Origin of the sequence: Sphingomonas radiodurans, assembly GCF_020866845.1 — a bacterium.
Taxonomy (GTDB): Bacteria; Pseudomonadota; Alphaproteobacteria; order Sphingomonadales; family Sphingomonadaceae; genus Sphingomonas; species Sphingomonas radiodurans.
Window position 1 is genome coordinate 337,758 of record NZ_CP086594.1, and the last position, 18,431, is coordinate 356,188.

At 65.2% G+C, this 18,431-nt stretch carries 18 protein-coding genes and 1 tRNA gene; 13 read left to right on the top strand and 6 right to left on the bottom strand.

The genetic code is table 11. The features are described 5' to 3' along the window. Nucleotides 1–31 precede the first annotated feature (31 nt). From purC to LLW23_RS01565, 8 genes are all read left to right on the top strand, one after another. The gene (gene purC / locus LLW23_RS01530; protein ID WP_228947036.1) at nucleotides 32–811 is read left to right on the top strand and encodes a phosphoribosylaminoimidazolesuccinocarboxamide synthase; all 780 of its coding nucleotides are present in this window, start codon (nucleotides 32–34) and stop codon (nucleotides 809–811) included. A gap of 68 nt (nucleotides 812–879) precedes the next feature. Beyond that, complete coding sequence (locus tag LLW23_RS01535; RefSeq protein WP_228947037.1) at nucleotides 880–2,049, top strand: hypothetical protein; 1,170 nt, start codon at nucleotides 880–882, stop codon at nucleotides 2,047–2,049. Nucleotides 2,050–2,073: 24 nt separating this feature from the next. Then, nucleotides 2,074–3,438: a porin family protein gene (locus LLW23_RS01540; protein ID WP_228947038.1), complete on the top strand. Its 1,365-nt coding sequence runs from the start codon at nucleotides 2,074–2,076 to the stop codon at nucleotides 3,436–3,438. A 170-nt stretch (nucleotides 3,439–3,608) separates the two neighbouring features. After that, a complete protein-coding gene (gene purS / locus LLW23_RS01545; RefSeq protein WP_228947039.1) occupies nucleotides 3,609–3,839 on the top strand; it encodes a phosphoribosylformylglycinamidine synthase subunit PurS in 231 nt (76 codons plus the stop codon). Then, the gene (gene purQ, locus LLW23_RS01550) at nucleotides 3,836–4,501 is read left to right on the top strand and encodes a phosphoribosylformylglycinamidine synthase subunit PurQ (protein WP_228947040.1); all 666 of its coding nucleotides are present in this window, start codon (nucleotides 3,836–3,838) and stop codon (nucleotides 4,499–4,501) included. Before purS ends, purQ begins: the two co-directional genes overlap by 4 nt. Next, entirely contained in the window at nucleotides 4,498–5,385 is an 888-nt protein-coding gene (locus LLW23_RS01555) for a class I SAM-dependent methyltransferase (protein ID WP_228947041.1), read from the top strand. The genes purQ and LLW23_RS01555 overlap by 4 nt, the downstream gene beginning before the upstream one ends. Before the next feature lie 23 nt (nucleotides 5,386–5,408). Next, nucleotides 5,409–6,251: a methyltransferase domain-containing protein gene (locus tag LLW23_RS01560; RefSeq protein WP_228947042.1), complete on the top strand. Its 843-nt coding sequence runs from the start codon at nucleotides 5,409–5,411 to the stop codon at nucleotides 6,249–6,251. Further along, nucleotides 6,248–7,264 (top strand): sulfotransferase, encoded by a 1,017-nt coding sequence (locus LLW23_RS01565; RefSeq protein ID WP_228947043.1) that lies wholly within the window; start codon nucleotides 6,248–6,250, stop codon nucleotides 7,262–7,264. Before LLW23_RS01560 ends, LLW23_RS01565 begins: the two co-directional genes overlap by 4 nt. Before the next feature lie 4 nt (nucleotides 7,265–7,268). Here the strand turns inward: LLW23_RS01565 and LLW23_RS01570 are convergent, their stop codons facing one another. After that, nucleotides 7,269–8,012: a queuosine precursor transporter gene (locus tag LLW23_RS01570; protein WP_228947044.1), complete on the bottom strand. Its 744-nt coding sequence runs from the start codon at nucleotides 8,010–8,012 to the stop codon at nucleotides 7,269–7,271. 60 nt (nucleotides 8,013–8,072) lie between these two features. On the opposite strand from LLW23_RS01570, the gene LLW23_RS01575 reads away from it, so the two are divergent. Then, nucleotides 8,073–8,149, top strand: a tRNA-Arg gene (locus LLW23_RS01575). 160 nt (nucleotides 8,150–8,309) lie between these two features. Next, complete coding sequence (locus LLW23_RS01580; RefSeq protein ID WP_228947045.1) at nucleotides 8,310–8,822, top strand: DUF6680 family protein; 513 nt, start codon at nucleotides 8,310–8,312, stop codon at nucleotides 8,820–8,822. Nucleotides 8,823–8,969: 147 nt separating this feature from the next. Here LLW23_RS01580 and LLW23_RS01585 read toward each other — a convergent pair whose 3' ends face one another. Then, on the bottom strand, nucleotides 8,970–9,299 hold the full coding sequence (locus LLW23_RS01585) for a nuclear transport factor 2 family protein (RefSeq protein ID WP_228947046.1): 330 nt from the start codon (nucleotides 9,297–9,299) through the stop codon (nucleotides 8,970–8,972). 127 nt (nucleotides 9,300–9,426) lie between these two features. Between LLW23_RS01585 and LLW23_RS01590 the strand changes: the two genes are divergently transcribed. Continuing rightward, nucleotides 9,427–10,380, top strand: coding sequence for a LysR family transcriptional regulator (locus LLW23_RS01590; protein ID WP_228947047.1), 954 nt, complete (start codon nucleotides 9,427–9,429; stop codon nucleotides 10,378–10,380). 233 nt (nucleotides 10,381–10,613) lie between these two features. On the opposite strand, the gene LLW23_RS01595 is transcribed toward LLW23_RS01590, so the two are convergent. The 4 genes from LLW23_RS01595 to LLW23_RS01610 form a co-directional block, all read right to left on the bottom strand. Continuing rightward, nucleotides 10,614–11,012, bottom strand: a complete 399-nt coding sequence (locus LLW23_RS01595; protein WP_228947048.1) for a phasin family protein — start codon at nucleotides 11,010–11,012, stop codon at nucleotides 10,614–10,616. Then, the gene (locus LLW23_RS01600; protein ID WP_228947049.1) at nucleotides 11,009–12,517 is read right to left on the bottom strand and encodes a WS/DGAT/MGAT family O-acyltransferase; all 1,509 of its coding nucleotides are present in this window, start codon (nucleotides 12,515–12,517) and stop codon (nucleotides 11,009–11,011) included. The genes LLW23_RS01595 and LLW23_RS01600 overlap by 4 nt, the downstream gene beginning before the upstream one ends. Nucleotides 12,518–12,593: 76 nt before the next feature. Beyond that, nucleotides 12,594–13,040: a hypothetical protein gene (locus LLW23_RS01605; RefSeq protein WP_228947050.1), complete on the bottom strand. Its 447-nt coding sequence runs from the start codon at nucleotides 13,038–13,040 to the stop codon at nucleotides 12,594–12,596. Nucleotides 13,041–13,072: 32 nt separating this feature from the next. Continuing rightward, entirely contained in the window at nucleotides 13,073–16,282 is a 3,210-nt protein-coding gene (locus tag LLW23_RS01610) for a bifunctional cytochrome P450/NADPH--P450 reductase (RefSeq protein WP_228947051.1), read from the bottom strand. A 267-nt stretch (nucleotides 16,283–16,549) separates the two neighbouring features. On the opposite strand from LLW23_RS01610, the gene LLW23_RS01615 reads away from it, so the two are divergent. Beyond that, nucleotides 16,550–17,209: a peptidylprolyl isomerase gene (locus tag LLW23_RS01615; protein ID WP_228947052.1), complete on the top strand. Its 660-nt coding sequence runs from the start codon at nucleotides 16,550–16,552 to the stop codon at nucleotides 17,207–17,209. After that, a complete protein-coding gene (locus LLW23_RS01620) occupies nucleotides 17,206–18,426 on the top strand; it encodes a M20 metallopeptidase family protein (protein ID WP_228947053.1) in 1,221 nt (406 codons plus the stop codon). Before LLW23_RS01615 ends, LLW23_RS01620 begins: the two co-directional genes overlap by 4 nt. The last annotated feature ends 5 nt before the right edge of the window (nucleotides 18,427–18,431 follow it).

Below are 18,431 nucleotides of genomic sequence, written 5' to 3' on the forward strand. Positions count from 1 at the left end.
CACCGGGGCTGTCTGTTTCAGGGGTAATGATATGGCGCGCCGGCGGCAGATCTATGAAGGCAAGGCGAAGATCCTGTACGAGGGGCCCGAGCCCGGCACCTTGATCCAGTATTTCAAGGACGACGCCACCGCCTTCAATGCCCAGAAAAAGGGCACGATCAACGGCAAGGGCGTGCTCAACAACCGAATCTCTGAGCATATCTTCACGTTGCTCGGTACGATCGGCGTGCCGACGCACTTCATCCGCCGTCTCAACATGCGCGAGCAACTCATTCGTCAGGTTGAGATCGTGCCGATCGAGGTGATGGTGCGCAACGTCGCCGCCGGTACATTGTCGAAGCGGCTCGGGATCGAGGAAGGCACGCAGCTTCCCCGCACGATCATCGAATATGCCTACAAGTCGGACGAGCTCGGCGATCCGATGATTTCGGACGAACATATCGCCGCGTTCGGCTGGGCGAGCCAGGAGGAGATGCATGACATCGCCGACCTCGCGATCCGCGTGAACGATTTCCTGTGCGGCCTGTTCGCTGGCGTCGGCATCCGACTGGTCGACTTCAAGCTCGAGTTCGGACGGATCTGGGACAATGATTTCGGCCGCATCATTTTGGCCGACGAGATCAGCCCGGATTGCTGCCGGCTGTGGGACATGAAGACCAACGAAAAGCTCGACAAGGATCGCTTCCGGCGTGATCTGGGCGGCGAAGTCGAGGCGTATCAGGAAGTTGCCCGGCGTCTTGGGCTTTTGCCGGAAGGCGGCGACACCGCGGTTCTCGACATGGCGGAGCACCGCGAGAAGCTCGGCAAGTAGGGCGCTTGATCGAGCGTTAACCTTTCCACGTTAGCCCCTGGCCCAACAAGGCATCGAGCAGGGGATGAATGATGCGTGGAAAGTTGATCGCGATGATGTTGCCGTTGGGCATGCTCGCCGCTTGCGGCGGTGCCGGCCCACAATCGGTCGGCAGCGTCGCGCCGCCCGCGCCGACGGGTGGCACCGGGTCGACCGGCGGCACGGCGAGCGGCGGCACCGGCGCGGGTGTCACCGGCGGTAGCGGCAACGGCGGCACGACCGCCACAGCGCACTTTCTGGCGGTGTCCGCTGCGACCACGTTCGACGCGGTCGGCGCAATGCATTCGTTCAAGAAGGACAATGTAACCGGCGGCGAACTCTATCAGGGCAATGCGAGCACCGTCCGCGCACCAAGCGGCACGATCGCTTACGATCCGCGCGACGGCATCTTCACCGTGTCCTTCACCGATGATAAGGCCGGCATCACCAACACGACGCGCTATCAGGATCCGGCCCACCGCACCGATTTCAATCCGCGCTCGCAGCCAGAATATGAGGTGCCGAACCTCGAAGGTTTCAACTATCTTGCGGCGGCCGACGAGGAATACGGCGTCAACACCTTCTTCTACCAGCGCCCCGGCAACGCCACGACCTACGTCACCCTCGCCGGCTTCTCCCGCTCGAAGGACGACGCCATAGAGCGGAAGGCGGAGCATGGCGTGTTCGCGTTCGGCACGCAGACCGCGTCGACCCAAATCCCGATCAAGGGCACCGGCTCGTACACCGGCGGCTTCATCGCCACCGCTGTCCTGAACCCGACCTTCGACAGCGCCCGGCCGAGCGAAAACTACTTTCAGTGGCTGGTCGGATCGAGCACCGTGGCGGTCGATTTCGGCAAGAGCACCATGTCGCTCGGCTTCGAAGGCACCGTGAACAGCACGTTCTTCGAGAACGACCGCATCTCGGACGTGGCGCTCAGCTTCCCGACCGGCACCATCTTCAAGGCCGGCGCGACCGCGGCGATCGACTTCGCGCGCTCCGGCGGCTTCACCGGTGAATTCCAGTCGGCCAGTCTCGGCAGCCAGGCGATCGATTTCGCCCGCGTGTCGCCCGGATCGAGCACGGCCGGCGCAAGCTCGCTCGACGGCGCCTTCTACGGGCCGGACGCCGTGAACCTCGGCGGTAACTTCCGCATCGTCGGCGGCGTGCCCGATCAGCGGATCGACATCCAGGGCGCGTTCACCGGCGCCAAGAAGTAAGCTAGCGCCCACAAGGACCATCGAATGCTTCGGCTTCGCAAGCTGCTGGCGGGCGCCTGTGCGCTCGCCAGCGCGCTGATGGCAACGCCTTCGCTCGCCGCAGAAGGCGGCTCATGCGCCGAGGGAGTGTGCCAGATCCGGCTCACCCCGGCGCAGCTGCTCGCCTCGGCCGAACGCCTCGTCGCTGCCAGCCGCTTCGACGAAGCCAAGCCGCTGGTCGCCGCTTTGTCGGAAGCCCCCGGCTATCGCCTGCAGCACCGCTTCCTCAGCGGCTTCATCGCAGCACAGAAGGGCGATCATGCCGGCGCGGTGCAATTCTACGAAGCGATCCTCGCCGACGATCCGAACCAGACGCGCGTCCGCATCGAGCTCGGCAAGGCAATGCTCGCGCTCGGCAAGCCCGCCAGCGCCGATCGCCAGTTCAAATATGCCGCGCAGGACGACGAACTCCCCGCTGACGTCGCCCAGTCGATCCGCGGCGTGCGTGATATCATCCGCGCCAACAAGAGCTGGCGCGTCAACGTCAACCTCGGCTTTGCGCCCGACAGCAACATCAACAGCGCCACCAGCGCCGAAACGGTGACCGTCCACCTCGGCGATCTCGCGCTGCCGCTGACGCTCGATCCCTCCGCCCGCGCGCAGTCGGGCACCGGACAGGTCGCCTCGCTATCCTCCAGCTCGCGCATCCCGCTGGCGACCGGCCTGTCGGTGCTGACCGACTTCGACGGCAGCGGCGTCAATTACGCTGGCAAGAGCTACGACGATTACCAGGGCCAGATCGCGCTCGGCGGCGAATATGCCGTGGCACAATCATCGCGGGTGTCGCTCCAGGCGATCGGTGCACGCCGCTGGTTCGGCGGCAACCTCGTGTCGCGCCAGATCGGCACGCGCGTCGGCTTCCAGACCGTCGTGTCGGAGCGCACGCGTGCGGGCATCCAGCTCGACGCGCGGCGCACGTCGGCGCTGTTCGATCGCAACTTCGACGGCTGGCAGGCCGGCATCTACGCCACCTACGAACGCGGCATCGGCAAGGCAGCCTATGTGTCGGGCGGCCCGTTCCTGCGTCGCGACTGGCTGCGCGCCGGTGCCTATTCGAACACCGAGCTCGGCGGCAGCGCCGCGATCGGCGCGGAGCTTCCCTACGGCATCACCGCCGGCGCCTCAGGCAGCGTCAGCCGCGCGGTGTTCGACGCGCCAGCCGGTCTATTCTCGCTGGCCCCGCGCGACGACTGGCGTTTCTCGACCCGGCTAAGCCTCGGCAACCGCAAGCTGCGCGTGCTCGGCATGTCGCCGCAGATCACCTGGACGACCGCAAACGTCCGCTCCTCGGTTGATTTCTACAAAACAGCCCGCAGCCGCATGGCCTTCGAAGTCGCCCGCTTCTTCTGATCGCCTATTCCTCCCCGGAACGGGGAGGGGGACCAGCGAAGCTGGTGGAGGAGATGGCTAGGCTATTGGCTGGCAAAGAAACCCATTCTTCACCCTACGGGTCGTTCGCCTCCCTTGGTCCGGGGAGGAACCAATTGCGATTTGGTCCCGCATCGAATAGCGCTCGCGCCATGAAATTGCGCATCCATATCACGCTGAAGCCCGGCGTCCTCGATCCGCAGGGCAAGGCGATCGAGCACGCTTTGGCCGGCCTCGGCTTCGCTGGCGTCGAAGGCGCGCGGGTCGGCAAGCTGATCGAACTCGACGTCGCAGACACCGTCGATGACGCGCAGATTGACGCGATGTGCCGCCAGCTGCTCGCCAACACGGTGATCGAAAACTACCGGATCGAGCGCGCATGAAGACGGCAGTCGTCGTCTTCCCCGGATCGAACTGCGACCGTGACGTCGCCGTCGCGCTGGAAGCGGTGACGGGCCGCGCGCCCGAGATGGTGTGGCACCGCGAGACCGAGCTGCCCGACGGCATCGGCCTCGTCGCGCTGCCGGGCGGTTTCTCCTACGGCGATTATCTGCGCTCGGGCGCAATGGCCGCGCGCTCGCCGATCCTGCGCGCGGTGGCGGAGCAATCCGGCCGCGGGCTGCCCGTGCTCGGCATCTGCAATGGCTTCCAGATCCTCACCGAGGCGGGGCTGCTGCCCGGCGCGCTCATGCGCAACGCCGGGCTCAATTTCGTCTGCCGCGACGTATCGCTCACGGTCGAGAATGCGCAAAGCAGCTTCACCAGCCGCTACGACGCCGGCGAGACGATCCTCGTGCCGGTCGCGCACCACGACGGCAATTACGTCGCCGACGCCGAAACGCTCGATCGCCTCGAGGGCGAGGGCCGCGTCGCCTTCCGCTATGCCGAGGAGGTCAACGGATCGGCGCGGCGCATTGCCGGCATCCTCAACGGCGCCGGTAACGTGCTCGGCATGATGCCGCACCCCGAACGCCGCATCGAGAAGGCGCATGGCGGTGACGATGGCCGTCGGCTGTTCGAAGGCCTGCTGGAGCTGGTTGCATGACGGCGCCCGCCGCCACGCTCCCGCTGGAGTATGACGGCAGCTTCTACCGCGAACGCCATCCCGACCTCGCGACCTTCGATGAAGAGGCGCTGGCGACGCATTATCTCGACTGGGGCCTGGCTGAAGGTCGCGTCGCGTCGCCCGCCGCCGAGCGCGAGGGGTTCCTCGATGTCGTGCTCGGCGCCGAAACCGGCACGATGCTCGAGATCGGGCCCTTCTGCCGCCCGCTCGTCAAGGGCCCGAACGTACGCTACCTCGATGTGATCGATGCCGATGCGCTGCGCCAGCGCGCGATCGAGATCGGCCTCGATCCCTCCGACTGCCCTGCGGAAATCCATTACACCGGCGAACTGGCGCAGATCGACGACACGTTTGCCGCCGTCGTCAGCAGCCACGCGATCGAGCATCAGCCCGATCTCGTGCGGCACTTGCAGGAAGTCGATCGGCTGCTGGCGCCGGGCGGGCGTTACTATCTCATCATCCCCGACAAGCGCTATTGCTTCGATGCGCTGATCCCCGAAAGCACGATCGCCAACGTGCTGTACGCGCACGAGCAGCGGCGCACCGTTCACAGCCTGCAAAGCGTGATCGAGCATCGCGCGATGGTGACTCACAACGATCCCGGCATGCACTGGGCCGGCGAGCACGGCCCCTTTCCGCCCGACGAACAGGCGCGCCGAGTGCGCATGGCGCTCAGCGAATACGAGGCAGCGGACGGCGGCTATATCGACGTTCACGCCTGGTACTGGACTCCGGAAGGCTTCCGGCAGACGATGGGGGTGATCCATCATCTCGGCCTGACCAGGTTGCGGCCGGCACGCGTGTACCAAACGCCGCGGTTGCGGTTCGAATTCTGCGCGGTTCTGGAGAAGACGGCGGACTGACCATAGTCTTGGGGAGGCGGCGAATGGATGACGACGAATTGCCGCCGGAAATCGACCTCGCCTTCTATCGCGCCAACAACCCCGATCTCGCCGCATTCCCCGACGCGCCACTCCTCGCGCATTACCGCGATCACGGCCGCGACGAAGGCCGCCCCGCCAGCAGCGCAGCCAAGCGCGCCGGCTTCCTCGAAGTCGTCGCGCGCGAGCAAGGCCGCATCCTCGAGGTCGGCCCCTATTGCAACCCGATCATCTCCGGCAACAAGGTGCGCTATCTCGACATGGCCGGCACCGAAGCGCTGCGCAAACGCGCTGCCGCTGACGATCTCGCCCCCGAACGAGTGCCGCGGATCCATTATGTAGGCACCGTCGATGCCTTGCCGCGCAGCTTCGACGCCGCGGTCGCTTGTCGGTCGATCGGCCATCATCCCGATCTCATCCGGCACTTGCAGTCGATCGGGCGCGTCCTGATCGAAGGCGGGCGCTATTATTTGATCGTCCCCGATCACCGCCGCAGCACCTCAGCTCTGCCGCTGAGCACCGAGGCCGCCGTGATCGGCGCGCATCGCGAGCAGCGCCAGGTCCATTCGCTCGAAAGCCTCATCACATACCGCGTCTTGCGGCTCGCTGACGACGGCCAACCCGTGTTGCAGACGCGCGCCAAGCGGATCGCCGCGGCGATCGACGAGCATGAGCAGGCGCGCAATTATATCGATGTCGAGGCGTGGCGTTTTACGCCCGAGTCCTTCCGCGACTTGACCGAACTGCTGTTCCAGCTCGGCCTATCGCCGCTCGCGCCCGTCCGCGTCTGGCCGACCCCAAGCGGCCGCGATGAATTCTGCGCGGTGCTGGAGAAGCCTCAACGGTGACACAGCCGTCGGAGGAGCACGACGGGCTACGCGTGCCGGTCGGCATCATCCTCTACGTCAACCGCTCGGGCTCCACCCTGCTGTCGCGGATCATCGCCGACGTGCTGGCGGACGTGTTCGTCTTCCCCGAACTGCGCTTCACGCTCGATCTGCTCGTCGCCCGGCGCGCCCGCCGGCGCATCCCGACCGACACGCTGATCAGCCTGATGCTCGCCGACCCGCGCCTCGCCAGCCTCGGCCTGAGCAATGCTCAGATCGCAACCGCCGCCAAACGCCACGGCGCCGACGATCTCCACCCACTGCTGACCGCGCTCGCCACCGCCGCGCTCGGCCGCCGCCCGGCCGCGCTGATCCTCAAGCTCGAACCCTACGTCGCTTTCGTGCCTGAGCTCGACGCCGCGTTCGACACGCCGCTCCTGATCCACGCGCTGCGCGATCTTCGCGCCGTCGCCCGATCCATGCGCGCGACGCCAGTGCCCGAAAAGCCCGGCTTCGACATGGCGCGCGGCAGCCTGCTTTACGCCGCGCGCCACTGGCGCAATCATTGCCGCCGGATCGAGGCCATCGCAGCGCACCGGCCAATGATCACCGCGCGCTACGAAACGCTCGCCGATCCCGTGCCCGCCGCCGTCCGCATGATCGTCGAGGCACTCGGGGTTCCGCTCGCGGACGGCAGCGGCACGCGCTTCACCGTGGCGCCAATCGACGCAGCGCTTCACCGCAACATCAACGCGCCGTTCGATCCCGAGCGCGACACGCAATGGCGCGATGATCTCAAGCCAAGCGAAATAGCGCTGATCGAGACGATCTGCGGAGCCGAAATGGCCCGCGCCGGCTATCGCACGACAGCTGACCCGCTGAGCCGACCTGCGCTCCTCCTCGCGCAACCAATACACCTGCGCGCGCTAGCCAGCCACACCGCCAGAACCGTCCTCACCTATGCGCGCCGCCGCGGCGGCATCAGACAGCTCATCAGCCGCCTCCGCCTCGCCCGCAGCACCGGCGAACTCTGACCGATCAGATCCGCGCGCCGAACGGGGTGAAATCCGTCCCCTCGTCATACACGTCCATCCCCTCGGCGCGCTTCAGCCAGCCGACCACCAGATAGGTCACCGGCGTCAGCAGCGCCTCCCACGCGACCTTCAGCGCCCATTGCGTGAACAGCACGGTGATGACGAGCTCGGTCGTCCACCCCGCCGCGCCGAGAAACGCGAGCGGATAGAAGATCAAACTGTCCACGCCCTGCCCCGCCACCGTCGATCCGATCGTCCGCATCCACAGATGCCGCCCGCCGGTCGCCACCTTCATCCGCGCGAGGACATAGGAATTGACGAACTCGCCCGCCCAGAAGGCGCACATGCTCGCAAACACGATCCGCGGCACTTGCCCGAATACCGATTCGTACGCCGCCTGGTTGGTCCAGTCCGGCGCCGGCGGCAGCGCGACGACCACCCACGCCATGAACGCCATGAACACCGTCGCGGCGAACCCCGCCCAGATCACCCGTCGCGCGCGCGCATAACCATAGACCTCGGTCAGCACGTCGCCGATCACATAACCCACCGGAAAGAACAGGATGCCCGCGCCGAACGGCCAGTAACCGACCCCCGGCAGCCACACCTGCGCCACCTTCCCCGCGCCAAGCACGTTCGAAAGCAGCAGGATCGCGACGAACGCCGCCATCACGAAATCGTAGAAGCGCAGGCTCTGCCCCCGCAACTGATCGGCCACCACGCGGCCCGGCGCATCCCCCTCGCTCATAATCCCTATCATGCCGACGGTTTCACCCACCCGCAATCCGCGCTAACGCGGCTCGCGTGCGCGCCCGTAGCTCAGTTGGATAGAGCACGAGCCTTCTAAGCTTGGGGCCGCTGGTTCGAATCCAGCCGGGCGCGCCACGATTTCAATGGGTTACGTCCATCATCCGATGCAGCAGGGTAGATTTAGGTAACGCCTAGGACCGTCAAGCTGTGGCATCGAGTGAGCGTGCTGCCGCTCCGAGGCGCCGATCGCGCCTTAGACTAAGAACAATCTCTTGCGGGGATCATGCAAATGCCGATGATAACTGACTGGATCACTGCAGGTGCGGCTGTTCTCACGATGATGGCCGCTGCAGCCGCACTGATCGTTGCGTGGCGCGCTCCAATGATGGCCGCACGGTTCGCAGAAAACTTACGTCGCCAGAACGAGGTTGAGAGCGAACGTACGCGCATCCGGATGGCTGTATTCATCAGTTTGATGAGGTGCCGCAATCAACTCCTGCATCGGGATGCGATCGATGCGATCAACTTAGTGGATGTGGCGTTTGCCGATTCGCAATCTGTTCGTCAGGCGAGAAAGTCATTTGCGGAAGCAACCTTTGAAGAGCCTAGCCATCCAGTCAAAATCGTGGAGCGTTACCACGCACTCATCGACAAGGTCGCAAACGAAGTTGGCTTCGGTGGAAACATCGGACCTTCGGATATTCAGAGCGGATATTACCCACGAGGCCTCGGACGGTTAGACGAAGCAGCTTTCGCGGATGCGGAGGAAAAGATTGCTAGGGCCGCGATTGGAGACAGGACAGCGTAACTTTGGAAAAAAGCATTATCACTTAAGTTTGCGCGTGTGCGGAACCTCTGTCGATCGCGCGCCGTGCGAAAAGCAGTCAGCGCGGAAGTCGCGCCTCGATCCGCGGCTTACCGAGCGCCTGCTTCCCCTCCAGCGTGAGAAAGGGGATCACGGGATGATCTCCAGCGCCGCGATTTTTCCGGCGTTCAGGCCAAAGAAGTAGCGCAGATCCACGGGGCTGCCCGGAAAGTCGCCCACGACGTGGCTGGTAACGACCGTCCGGTCGCCCTCGGCCACGAGCGCAAACGGCTCAACAGTATAATTGTAGGTGGACGAAGCCTCGGCCTTCCATTGCCGGATCGCGTCCTTTCCGACGTAGGCATTGCCTTCGTCCTTCACCACGGCGTCATCGGTGAAGCAGCTCGCGACTGCCGCAGCATCGCTCACTTGATCGGCGGCGAAGTAGCGCGCGATCGGATCAGGCAGTTCGATCTCCATCGTCTTTCTCCGGTCTGAAAGCCGCAGCGGAGCCAATGATCCGCCGCAATGCGACCGATATTTAGAAGTGGATTTTCCCATCGATAATCGGGATAAATAAGGACGTAACATCGCGATTATCAGGACAATGGCGCGGCAAGGACTAATCGAACTGCAGTCGGTCCTCGCCATCGCGCGCCGCGGCTCGTTCCGCGCGGCAGCGCTCGATCTCGGAATGTCGACGACCGCGCTGAGCAACGCGATCGCCAAGCTCGAACGCGAGCTCGGCGTGCGTCTGTTCAACCGCACCACCCGCAGCGTCTCGTTAACCGATGCCGGCCGGCACTTCGTCGATCGGATCGGTCCTGCACTCGAGGACATAACCGAGGCGATGGCCGTTGCCCGATCGCAGCAGGAAACGCCGTCCGGCACGCTGCGGATCAACGCCTTCGCAACTGCCGCGCGCGAGATCCTGCCATCTCTTCTGCTGCCCTTCCTGCGGCGCTACCCACAGGTCCATATCGATCTGGTCACCGAAGGGCGGCTCGTCGACATCGTCGCCGATGGCTTCGATCTCGGAATTCGCAGCGCGGATCTCGTGCCGAGCGACATGATCGCGATCCCGCTGGTGCCGCATCGGCGCCACGTCGTGGTCGGCTCACCAGCCTATTTCCAAGGCAACGCCGTTCCGCAGGCCCCGCCTGACCTGCTCAACCAAGCATGCATCCGCATCCGCTTGCCCAATGGCCAACTGTATCGCTGGCGCTTCGAGAAGGACGGGCAACCCTTACAGGTGGATGTCCAAGGCCCGATCACGCTCGATGAGACCAGCCTCTCGCGGTTCGCAGTCCTGGAAGGCGTCGGCCTCGGCTTCTTCATGGAGCCGGACGTCCGAGACGAACTGGCCGCGGGGCGCCTCGTGCGCGTGCTGGAAGATTGGACGCCACCGCTGCCCGCGCTGTCCCTCTATTATCCCGGTCGACGAAATCCGTCGGCGGCCTTTCGCGCCTTCATCGAGCATGCTCGCGCGTTTGCCGCAGCGCAGGCGGGGAGCTCTGCTAGGGATGGCAAAACTCGATCCGGAGCCATCGCTCCTCGTTAGTCGCCCCGAAGCCGCAAGCGCGGATTGGTACGCCTTCCAACTTCGCCCCCTCTCACCCGGCATTTTTCAGCTCGTCGCTTTCGGAACGATTCGAACGCCGGTCTAACTTAGGTGAGAGAGTTAGCGCGCAACGCCATCGCATGATTGGCGTTCTAACGATGCACCCACCCCCCCTCCCAGGGTGCAAAGCCGGCGGGCACCCCCCCCCTTTACGCCCGCCGGCTTTCTTCCAATCAATCCTTGTCCGACGATCCCCGCAGCGGCGTCACGGCATCGCGCCCGAACCGCATGATAAGCTCGCCGATCTCGCGTGCCTGCGTCATGTTGCGCTGGTTCTGTTCGCGCAGATAGTCGCCCTGGATCTTCATCACTTGCGACAAATCGTTCGCGCCCGCTGCGGCACGCATCGCGGCAAACGCCTCGCGTGCATTCTGCTCGGCCTGGTCGAGCATGCGCAGCCCGATCGTCTTGTTGCCCTCGACCACCTTCTCGCCCGACGCCTTCACCGCCGCACCGGCCCGCCGCGCCGGATCGGCGACCTTCTCCTCGAACGTCTCGCGCACCTTCTGCGCCCCGGCGCGCATCTTGCCCTCGGTCGTTGTCTCGGTCGTCTGATCGGTATCGGCCATCATCTGTCTCCTTTGCTGCGGGTTGCCGCCTTTTTCTTCTCGGGCAGCTTGTTGTCGTTCACCTCGATGGGCGGCGCCGCGATCGCGGGCCGCGTCGTCGCTGCCTGGTGCAGTGCCGCGAACGTCGATCGCAACGCATCGGCATAGGTCGCAGGATCGGGCAGCACGTCGCGGCATGCGGTGAAGCTGATCGCGATCGTGTCGCCATAGCTATACACCGGATGGATGATCCCCATCCCGTCGAACACCGGCCCGGTGCCGTACATGCCCACCATCCGCGCGCCGCAGAAATACAGCGGCACGCGGCTGCCCGGCACGTTCGTCACCACGCAATTATACGCCGGCGCATGCGCGTTCGCCGCGCCGATCCGCGTGTAGAGCCTCGCACCCAGCCCGGCGAGCGCGCTCGGCATCAGCTGCGAATAATCCGCCAGGTTCTTCGCGCCGACGGCATTGGTCAGCGCCTTGGAATTGACCGCCTCGTCATGCACGAAGCGCAACCGCTCGAGCGGATCCTCGATCTGCGTGCCCAGCCCCACGACCATCGCCGACACGAGATTGCCCAGCGCCGCCTTCTCGCCCTGCCCGCGCACCGAGATCGGCGCCATCGCGGTCAGCGTGTCCTTGGGCAGCTCGCCGCGCCCCTGCAGATACGTCCGCATCGCGCCGCCGACGATCGACAGCACCACGTCGTTCACCGTCGCGCCCGGCACCGCGTCCTTGATCGCGCGCACGTCCTTCAGCGGGAACGGCACCGCATCCCACACGCGATGCGCGCCGACCTTGCCGTTGAACGGCGTTCGCGGCGCCGGCCGGGCGTTGCGCACCGATACGTCGCCCTTGCCCACCTGCGCCGCGAGCTTGCCCATCCCCGGCAGCGAGCGCCCGATCGTCTCCATCACCCGCATCGGCTGGACGAGGTTGTTGAGATACGACCGCGCCAGCAGATCGGCGACTTGCGGCATGTTCTCGGGCTTCCACGGATCGTCGCCCTCGGGCGGAGTCGTATCGGGCGAGATCGAATGCACCGCGGCGGACATCTCGACCCCGCTCATCCCGTCGATCGCGGCATGATGCACCTTGCTGACGAGCGCGAAGCAACCCGGTGGCAGCCCTTCGATATTGTCGAGCCCCTCGACGACGGTGAATTCCCACAACGGCTTGGTGAGATCCATCGGCCGCGAATGCAGCCGCGCGGTCTGGATGCACAGTTGCCGCCAATCGCCGGGCTTGGGCAGCGCGATGTGCCGCACGTGATATTCGATGTCGAACTCGGGATCCTCGATCCAATACGGATGATCAAGATCGAATGGCACCCGCACCAGCCGCTGCCGGAACGATCGCGCCCCGCGCAGCCGCGCCTCGATGAAGCCAAGGATGTCCTTGAACCGCACGAACCCGCCCGGCGCGGTCGACGGATCATAGATCGCGACCGATCCGATGTGCATCGGCGTGTGCGGCGTTTCGAGGTACACGAACGACGCATCCTGCGCGGACAACTGCTGCATCGGCCTCTCCTGATCGCCTTTTCGGCGTTCACGCGATGCTGGGCGGTGCGTCGCCCAAGAGCAAGCCTGATTTCAGTTAACGAACTGCGTAAAGCGTCGACACGTCCTGCTTCGTCCCCGCCAGCGCGATCGTCCGCCCGTCTTGCACCTGCGGCATCGCGACCAGCCGGATCCAGCGACTTTCGCACGCGCTCGGCCGGATCTCGACATCGACCGTGAAGCCGCGGTGATGGCGGATCGCGTGCGCGCGCAGCCGCTCCATCACCACGCGCGATCCCTCTTCATATCGCCGCACCGTCTCGTGGCGGGACAGCGCTGGCACGCGCGGCAGGCCGAACAGGTCGAAGATGCCATCCGACCAACTGAGCGCGTTCGTCGCGACGTCGCACGACCAGCATTCGGCCGGCCCGAAATAGCCGATCGTCGCGCCCACCAGCCCGTGCGAAAAATGCGCTTGGGCATCGCAGGCCGCCCAGCTGTGGTGAAGCGCGAGCGGTTGCGTCGGCAACATGCGGAAGGTCATTTACGATAGGGTCCTGAGCCTTAGGGTAAGCGCTATTTGCCGAAGCCGAACACGTCCTGATGGAAGCGCCCGTCGGCAATGAGCCCCTCCAGCCACTCGGACCCTTGCGCGTGCTCGTCGCCCGCCTGCTGCATCTGGATGCGGATCAGCGTGTCGCGCACCGCGGGCGCCATGAACTTGCCATCGCCGCAAAGGAAGATCGACGCGCCCGCCTGCAGCGCCGCCCAGACCCGCTCCTGCTCCGCCCACAGCGCATCCTGCACGAACTTCCAGGGATGCGACGGCACCGCGGAGAAGGCCGTGTAGAGCGTCGCCACGCCGTCCGCCTCCCACTGCGCCATCTCGTCGCGACAGAACCAGTCGTGCTCGGGATGGCGGCACCCGAAGAACAACAGGCTCGCGGCCACGTCCTCGCCCGCCTCCGCCTGCACGGCCCGCTCCTGCAGGAAGCCCCGCAACGGCGCGAACCCGGTCCCCGGCCCGATCAGGATCATCGGCACCGATGCATCCGCGGGTGGCGCGAACGGTGGATTGGGCCGGCGGACATAGCCGAACACATGCTCGCCCGCCGCGACCGATCCCATATAGCCCGAGGCGAAGCCACGATGCTCGCCCAGCCCCGACCACGCCGGCGCCGCCATCGTCCCCACGATCAGATCCGCGATGTCCGCCGACACCAGCGGCGACGACGCGATCGAATAGAAGCGTGGCGCGATCGGCGCGGAAAGCTCGACCAGCGACTCGAACGAAAGCTCCGCGGCCGGATGCGCGTTAAGAAGGTCGATCAGCGTCAGCCGCTTCGACGAAACCGCCGCCTCGTAATCCTCCTCAACCGCCGCCAGCTTGCGCTTCGTATCTGGGCAGCGCGTCTGCGCCGCCACCACGCCCAGCGCGCGTTTGGGCAACGGATCGGAAAGCTCGACGAAGTCGGTCAGCAACTGCGCCACCGTCACGGTCTGCCCCAACGGCAGGTGCTTGAACCGCCCGCCCTGCCCGTCCAGCCGCACCTGCCGCGTACCATCCAGCCCCAACCGATCGATCGCCCGCGCCACCAGATCGGGCCGGTTGCGCGCATAAACCGCGATATGGTCACCCGCCTGATACACTTGCCCTTCGGGCAGCCGTATACGGATCAGCCGAGTCGAGGGCCGCGGCGGCTCCTGCGCAAAGTCCCACAGCCCAGCCGCCGGCCGCACCAGCTCCTCATTGCTCACGATCTCCAGCCGCTGCGCATGTTCGGGCAGCGCCTGCGCCCGCGTATCTGCCGCATCGACCAAGGTCAGCGACAGAGAGGCGGTCGATTCGCTCGGCCCGCTTTCGCTGCCCAGCGCCTTCCACACGTCGCGCACGAACTTGCTCACCGCACCATCGAAATCGCCCTGCCCGTCCGCCTCGGCCCGCGGCACGATCACTGTCGCGCCCGCCGCCTCAACCGCCGCGGCGATCCGTTTCGGAAACACCTGATAATTCGGCCACTGGCTGTTGCCGACGCCGAGCACCGCCACCCGCGCGCCCGACCAATCGGCGTCATCGAACAGCCCGGCATCCAGCGCCCGCTCCACCTCGATCGCGCTGTCGGGCGCCCGGCCGTTATACGTCGCGGTGACGATCACGATCACCTTGTCCTGCGGCGCCGCACCGCCTTTGAAGCTCTCGTCGAGCGAGCGCACCACCACCTCGAACCCGTCGAGTCGCGCGCGCTCGGCGATCTCCTCCGCAATATCGCGCGCCGTGCCGAGCGACGATCCGTACAGTACCGCGAATTGCTGCCCCGTCCCGGTTACCGATCCGATCGCCACGTCATTCGCCGGCTCCGGCGCGGCGCTCGCCATCTGCAACCGCTCGTGCGGCTGGCGCAGGCGAATCCGCATCCAGAAATCGTCGGGCTTGATCGACAGCGTTTCCTTGATCGCCAGCTTGTACGAATGCGGATCGCTGATCGAGAAGCGCCTAAGCATCATCGCCATCGCGATCTTCGCCTCGACCATCGCGAACTGCCGCCCAATGCACGCGCGTTCGCCATTGCCGAACGGCTTGTAGGCATGCGGATGCCGCGCCGCTTCCGCCTCGGGCAGCCAGCGGTCGATATCGAAGGTGTCGGGGTCCGGCCAGGCGTCGGGAAAACGGTGCAGCCCCGGCGCGAACACGTTCACCGGGCGATCCTTGCGCATCAGCCACTTGCCGCCGATCAACGTATCTTCGAACGGCGCGAGGCTGAATACCGGCGCGGTAGGCCATAGTCGCAGCGCCTCCTTCAGGATGCGTTCGATCACCTCGAGCTTCGCGACGTGGCTGTAATCCGGCCGCACATCGCCAGGCATCACGCGATCGACCTCGGCATAAGCCTGCGCGAGGATCGCGGGGTTGCGCAGCAGATAACTGAACGCGAACGTCAGCATGCCGCTCGTTGTCTCGTGACCCGCAATCAGGAAGGTGAGCACCTGATAGCGGATGTTGATGTCATCCAGCTGCTCGCCCGTTTCCGGGTCGGCCGCGGTCAGCATCAGGTTGAGCAGATCCTTGCCGTCGGTTGGGTTCACCCGGCGATCGGCGATGATCCCGTCGACCAGCGCGTTCATCTCGGCGATGTCGGTCTCGTATTGCGCCTTCGCCTTCTTGGCGAAGCGGTTCTGGATCGGCAGCCGCGTGATCGTCGACAGGGCCTCGCCGAGCGACCGGCCCAATGCGAGCAGAAAACTGTCGAGCTCCTCGCGCTCGAACGAATTGAAGCGATGCCCGAATCCGGCAATCGCGATCGAATCGAGCGTCAGCCGCGTCATGTCGTCGGCCACGAGCACATCGGTTCCTGCCGCGCGCTCCCACTTGGTGACGAGTTGGTCGCACACCTCGACGATCATGTCGAAATAGCCGCGCATCGATCGCTGGCTGAACGCCGGCAGCAGGATGCGGTGCGCCTTGCCCCAGTTCGGCTCCTCGCTGAACGCGGTGAACAGCCCGTCGCCGGCGAACTTGCGGACGACCCGAAGTCCCGGCCCCGGCATCTTGCGAAACCGCGTCTCGTCCGACATTTCGGCGACCAGATCGGGGTTGGTCACGAACAGCGATACGCGGCTGCCGAAGCGCAGCTTGAAAATGCCTTCGGGGAAATCGCGGCTTACGTGCAACAGATGCCCCATCAATCCCGCGCGCGCGATTTGGTGAAGGTGCCCCACCACCGGCAGGCCAGGCGGCGCGGGAATCGGCGTGCGTGCCTCTTTGGGCTCCATCGCGTTCGTCGCCATCGCGTCTCTCCTGTGCTGGTCATTCAGAAAACACAGGCGCGATGGGCGCGCAAGGTGCCGTTGGGGAAGCTTGCGCCCGCCTCACGTTGCGCCGAAACGGGGAAGGCCCCGGCCGAAAGGACCATGAATGCGAGTCGCCTTCACCTTGCTTCCGCTGCTGCTCGCTGCCCCCACGGCCGCGCAGGATCCAGCTGTCGATGCTGCTGCTCAAAGCGAAAGTCGAACCGAAGCAAACGAAAGCGCGTTTTTCGCTTTGGCGACGTTCGTATGATCCGCGCAATTTTCATTGCCTCCGCTTTGCTGCTCGGTTCCCCCGCGGCCGGGCAATCTGGAGAGTCGCTCGCCCGGGAAACGCCTCCGATTTCCCCCGCAATTACCCCGGAAGTGCGCGTCGCGATCACGACCGCAGAGGGGCCGATCGTGCTCGCAATCGACAAGGATAAGGCGCCGATCACGGCAACCAACTTCCTGAAATATGTCGATGGAAAAAAGCTAGACGGAACAGTATTTTACCGGACAGTGAAGGTCGCGCCCGGCTATGGTTTCATCCAGTTCGGCACTCAGAACGATCCCAAGCGCACCCTCCCGCCGATAGCTCATGAACCAACCTCGAAAACCGGGCTAAGTCACGTAGATGGCGCCATTTCCATGGCGATGGCGTCGCCCGGCACATCGCGCGGAGATTTCTTCATCATCGTCGGCAACACGCCGGCGATGGACGCGGAGGGCTCCAACGCCGGATACGCGGTGTTCGGCCGCGTAGTCGAGGGAATGGACGTCGTCCGCCGCATCATGGAACTCCCGACCTCTCCAACGAAGGGGGAAGGAATCATGAAAGGTCAAATGCTTGAGCCGACAGTCTCAGTGAAGACCGCACGTCGCGCCCCGACGCCAGCCGTCGCTCCCGTCAGCAAGGATCTCCCATGAACGCCCGCATCGACTGGAGCGCCGCCGGCGCCGCCGAGCTCACCGACGCCGTCGCGCTGCGCCGCGCCATCCACGCCGAGCCGGAAATCGGCAACGACTGTCCGAAGACAACCGCAAAGCTGAAGGCCGCCCTGGCCGGACTTCCGCTGGAAATACATGACAGTAAGACCACCACCGGCTTCGTCGCCATCCTCCGCGGCGGGCGCGCCGACGCCGCCGGCAGCAACATGCGCACCGTCCTCCTGCGCGGCGACATGGATGCGCTCCCGATGACCGAGGAAACCGGCCTCGACTATGCGTCCACCATCCCCGGCGCGATGCACGCCTGCGGCCACGACGCCCACTCTGCGATGTTAGTTGGTGCCGCTAAGGCATTGAGCGCGCGGCAAAATGATATCCCCGGCACGATCGTCTTCATGTTCCAGCCGGGTGAGGAAGGCCACCACGGCGCGAGGCACATGATCGAAGACGGCCTGCTCGACATCGCCCGCCCAGAGGCGGCCTTCGCCCTCCATATCTCCCCGAACGCACCAGCTGGGGTCTTCGTCGGCCGCGAAGGCCCCCTCCTCGCCTCCACCGACACCGTCCTCGCGACGATCCGCGGCAAGGGTGGCCACGCCGCGATGCCACACGACTGCATCGATCCGATCCCCGCCGCCTGCGAGATCGTCACGGCATTACAAACGTTTATCGCGCGTCGTATCCCCGTGGCGGACCCCGCGGTGCTGACCATGACGCAGTTTCACGCCGGCAGCAGCCACAACATCATCCCCGATGAAGTGAAGTTGATGGGCACGCTGCGCACGCTCTCCGAGCACACGCGCGAGAAAGCCCGCGCCGCCTTCCGGCAGATAACGGCCAGCATCGCAGCGGCGCACGATTGCGAAGCGGATGTGACGATTGATCCCGGCTATCCGGTCACCTTCTGCGACCCCCGCGCGACCGCGATGATGCGCGACGTCGCCGGCACCCTCTCGGGTGAGCATGGCTGGTCGCAGATGCCGGCGCCGATGATGGGCGGCGAGGATTTCTCCTACGTTCTTCGTGATATACCAGGCGCGATGGCCTTTGTCGGCGTTGCTTCACCCGACAGCGATCCTCGAACCAACCCGCCGTTGCACAACACCCGCATGACGATTGAAGAGGATGTGATGGCCAAAGGGATCGCAATGCACTGCACGCTGGCCGAGCGATTCTTGGAACGCGGCTGGGAGTGACCTCC

What these genes read in the sequence shown, in the direction of transcription:
- LLW23_RS01590 (WP_228947047.1), top strand. Translation starts at nt 9,427, where the DNA reads ATGGCGCGGCAAGGACTAATCGAACTGCAGTCGGTCCTCGCCATCGCG.
- LLW23_RS01535 (WP_228947037.1), top strand. Translation starts at nt 880, where the DNA reads ATGATGCGTGGAAAGTTGATCGCGATGATGTTGCCGTTGGGCATGCTC.
- LLW23_RS01605 (WP_228947050.1), bottom strand. Translation starts at nt 13,040, where the DNA reads ATGACCTTCCGCATGTTGCCGACGCAACCGCTCGCGCTTCACCACAGC.
- purC (WP_228947036.1), top strand. Translation starts at nt 32, where the DNA reads ATGGCGCGCCGGCGGCAGATCTATGAAGGCAAGGCGAAGATCCTGTAC.
- LLW23_RS01595 (WP_228947048.1), bottom strand. Translation starts at nt 11,012, where the DNA reads ATGATGGCCGATACCGATCAGACGACCGAGACAACGACCGAGGGCAAG.
- LLW23_RS01580 (WP_228947045.1), top strand. Translation starts at nt 8,310, where the DNA reads ATGATAACTGACTGGATCACTGCAGGTGCGGCTGTTCTCACGATGATG.
- LLW23_RS01615 (WP_228947052.1), top strand. Translation starts at nt 16,550, where the DNA reads ATGATCCGCGCAATTTTCATTGCCTCCGCTTTGCTGCTCGGTTCCCCC.
- LLW23_RS01585 (WP_228947046.1), bottom strand. Translation starts at nt 9,299, where the DNA reads ATGGAGATCGAACTGCCTGATCCGATCGCGCGCTACTTCGCCGCCGAT.
- LLW23_RS01600 (WP_228947049.1), bottom strand. Translation starts at nt 12,517, where the DNA reads ATGCAGCAGTTGTCCGCGCAGGATGCGTCGTTCGTGTACCTCGAAACG.
- LLW23_RS01560 (WP_228947042.1), top strand. Translation starts at nt 5,409, where the DNA reads ATGGATGACGACGAATTGCCGCCGGAAATCGACCTCGCCTTCTATCGC.
- LLW23_RS01620 (WP_228947053.1), top strand. Translation starts at nt 17,206, where the DNA reads ATGAACGCCCGCATCGACTGGAGCGCCGCCGGCGCCGCCGAGCTCACC.
- LLW23_RS01555 (WP_228947041.1), top strand. Translation starts at nt 4,498, where the DNA reads ATGACGGCGCCCGCCGCCACGCTCCCGCTGGAGTATGACGGCAGCTTC.
- LLW23_RS01610 (WP_228947051.1), bottom strand. Translation starts at nt 16,282, where the DNA reads ATGGCGACGAACGCGATGGAGCCCAAAGAGGCACGCACGCCGATTCCC.
- purS (WP_228947039.1), top strand. Translation starts at nt 3,609, where the DNA reads ATGAAATTGCGCATCCATATCACGCTGAAGCCCGGCGTCCTCGATCCG.
- purQ (WP_228947040.1), top strand. Translation starts at nt 3,836, where the DNA reads ATGAAGACGGCAGTCGTCGTCTTCCCCGGATCGAACTGCGACCGTGAC.
- LLW23_RS01570 (WP_228947044.1), bottom strand. Translation starts at nt 8,012, where the DNA reads ATGAGCGAGGGGGATGCGCCGGGCCGCGTGGTGGCCGATCAGTTGCGG.
- LLW23_RS01540 (WP_228947038.1), top strand. Translation starts at nt 2,074, where the DNA reads ATGCTTCGGCTTCGCAAGCTGCTGGCGGGCGCCTGTGCGCTCGCCAGC.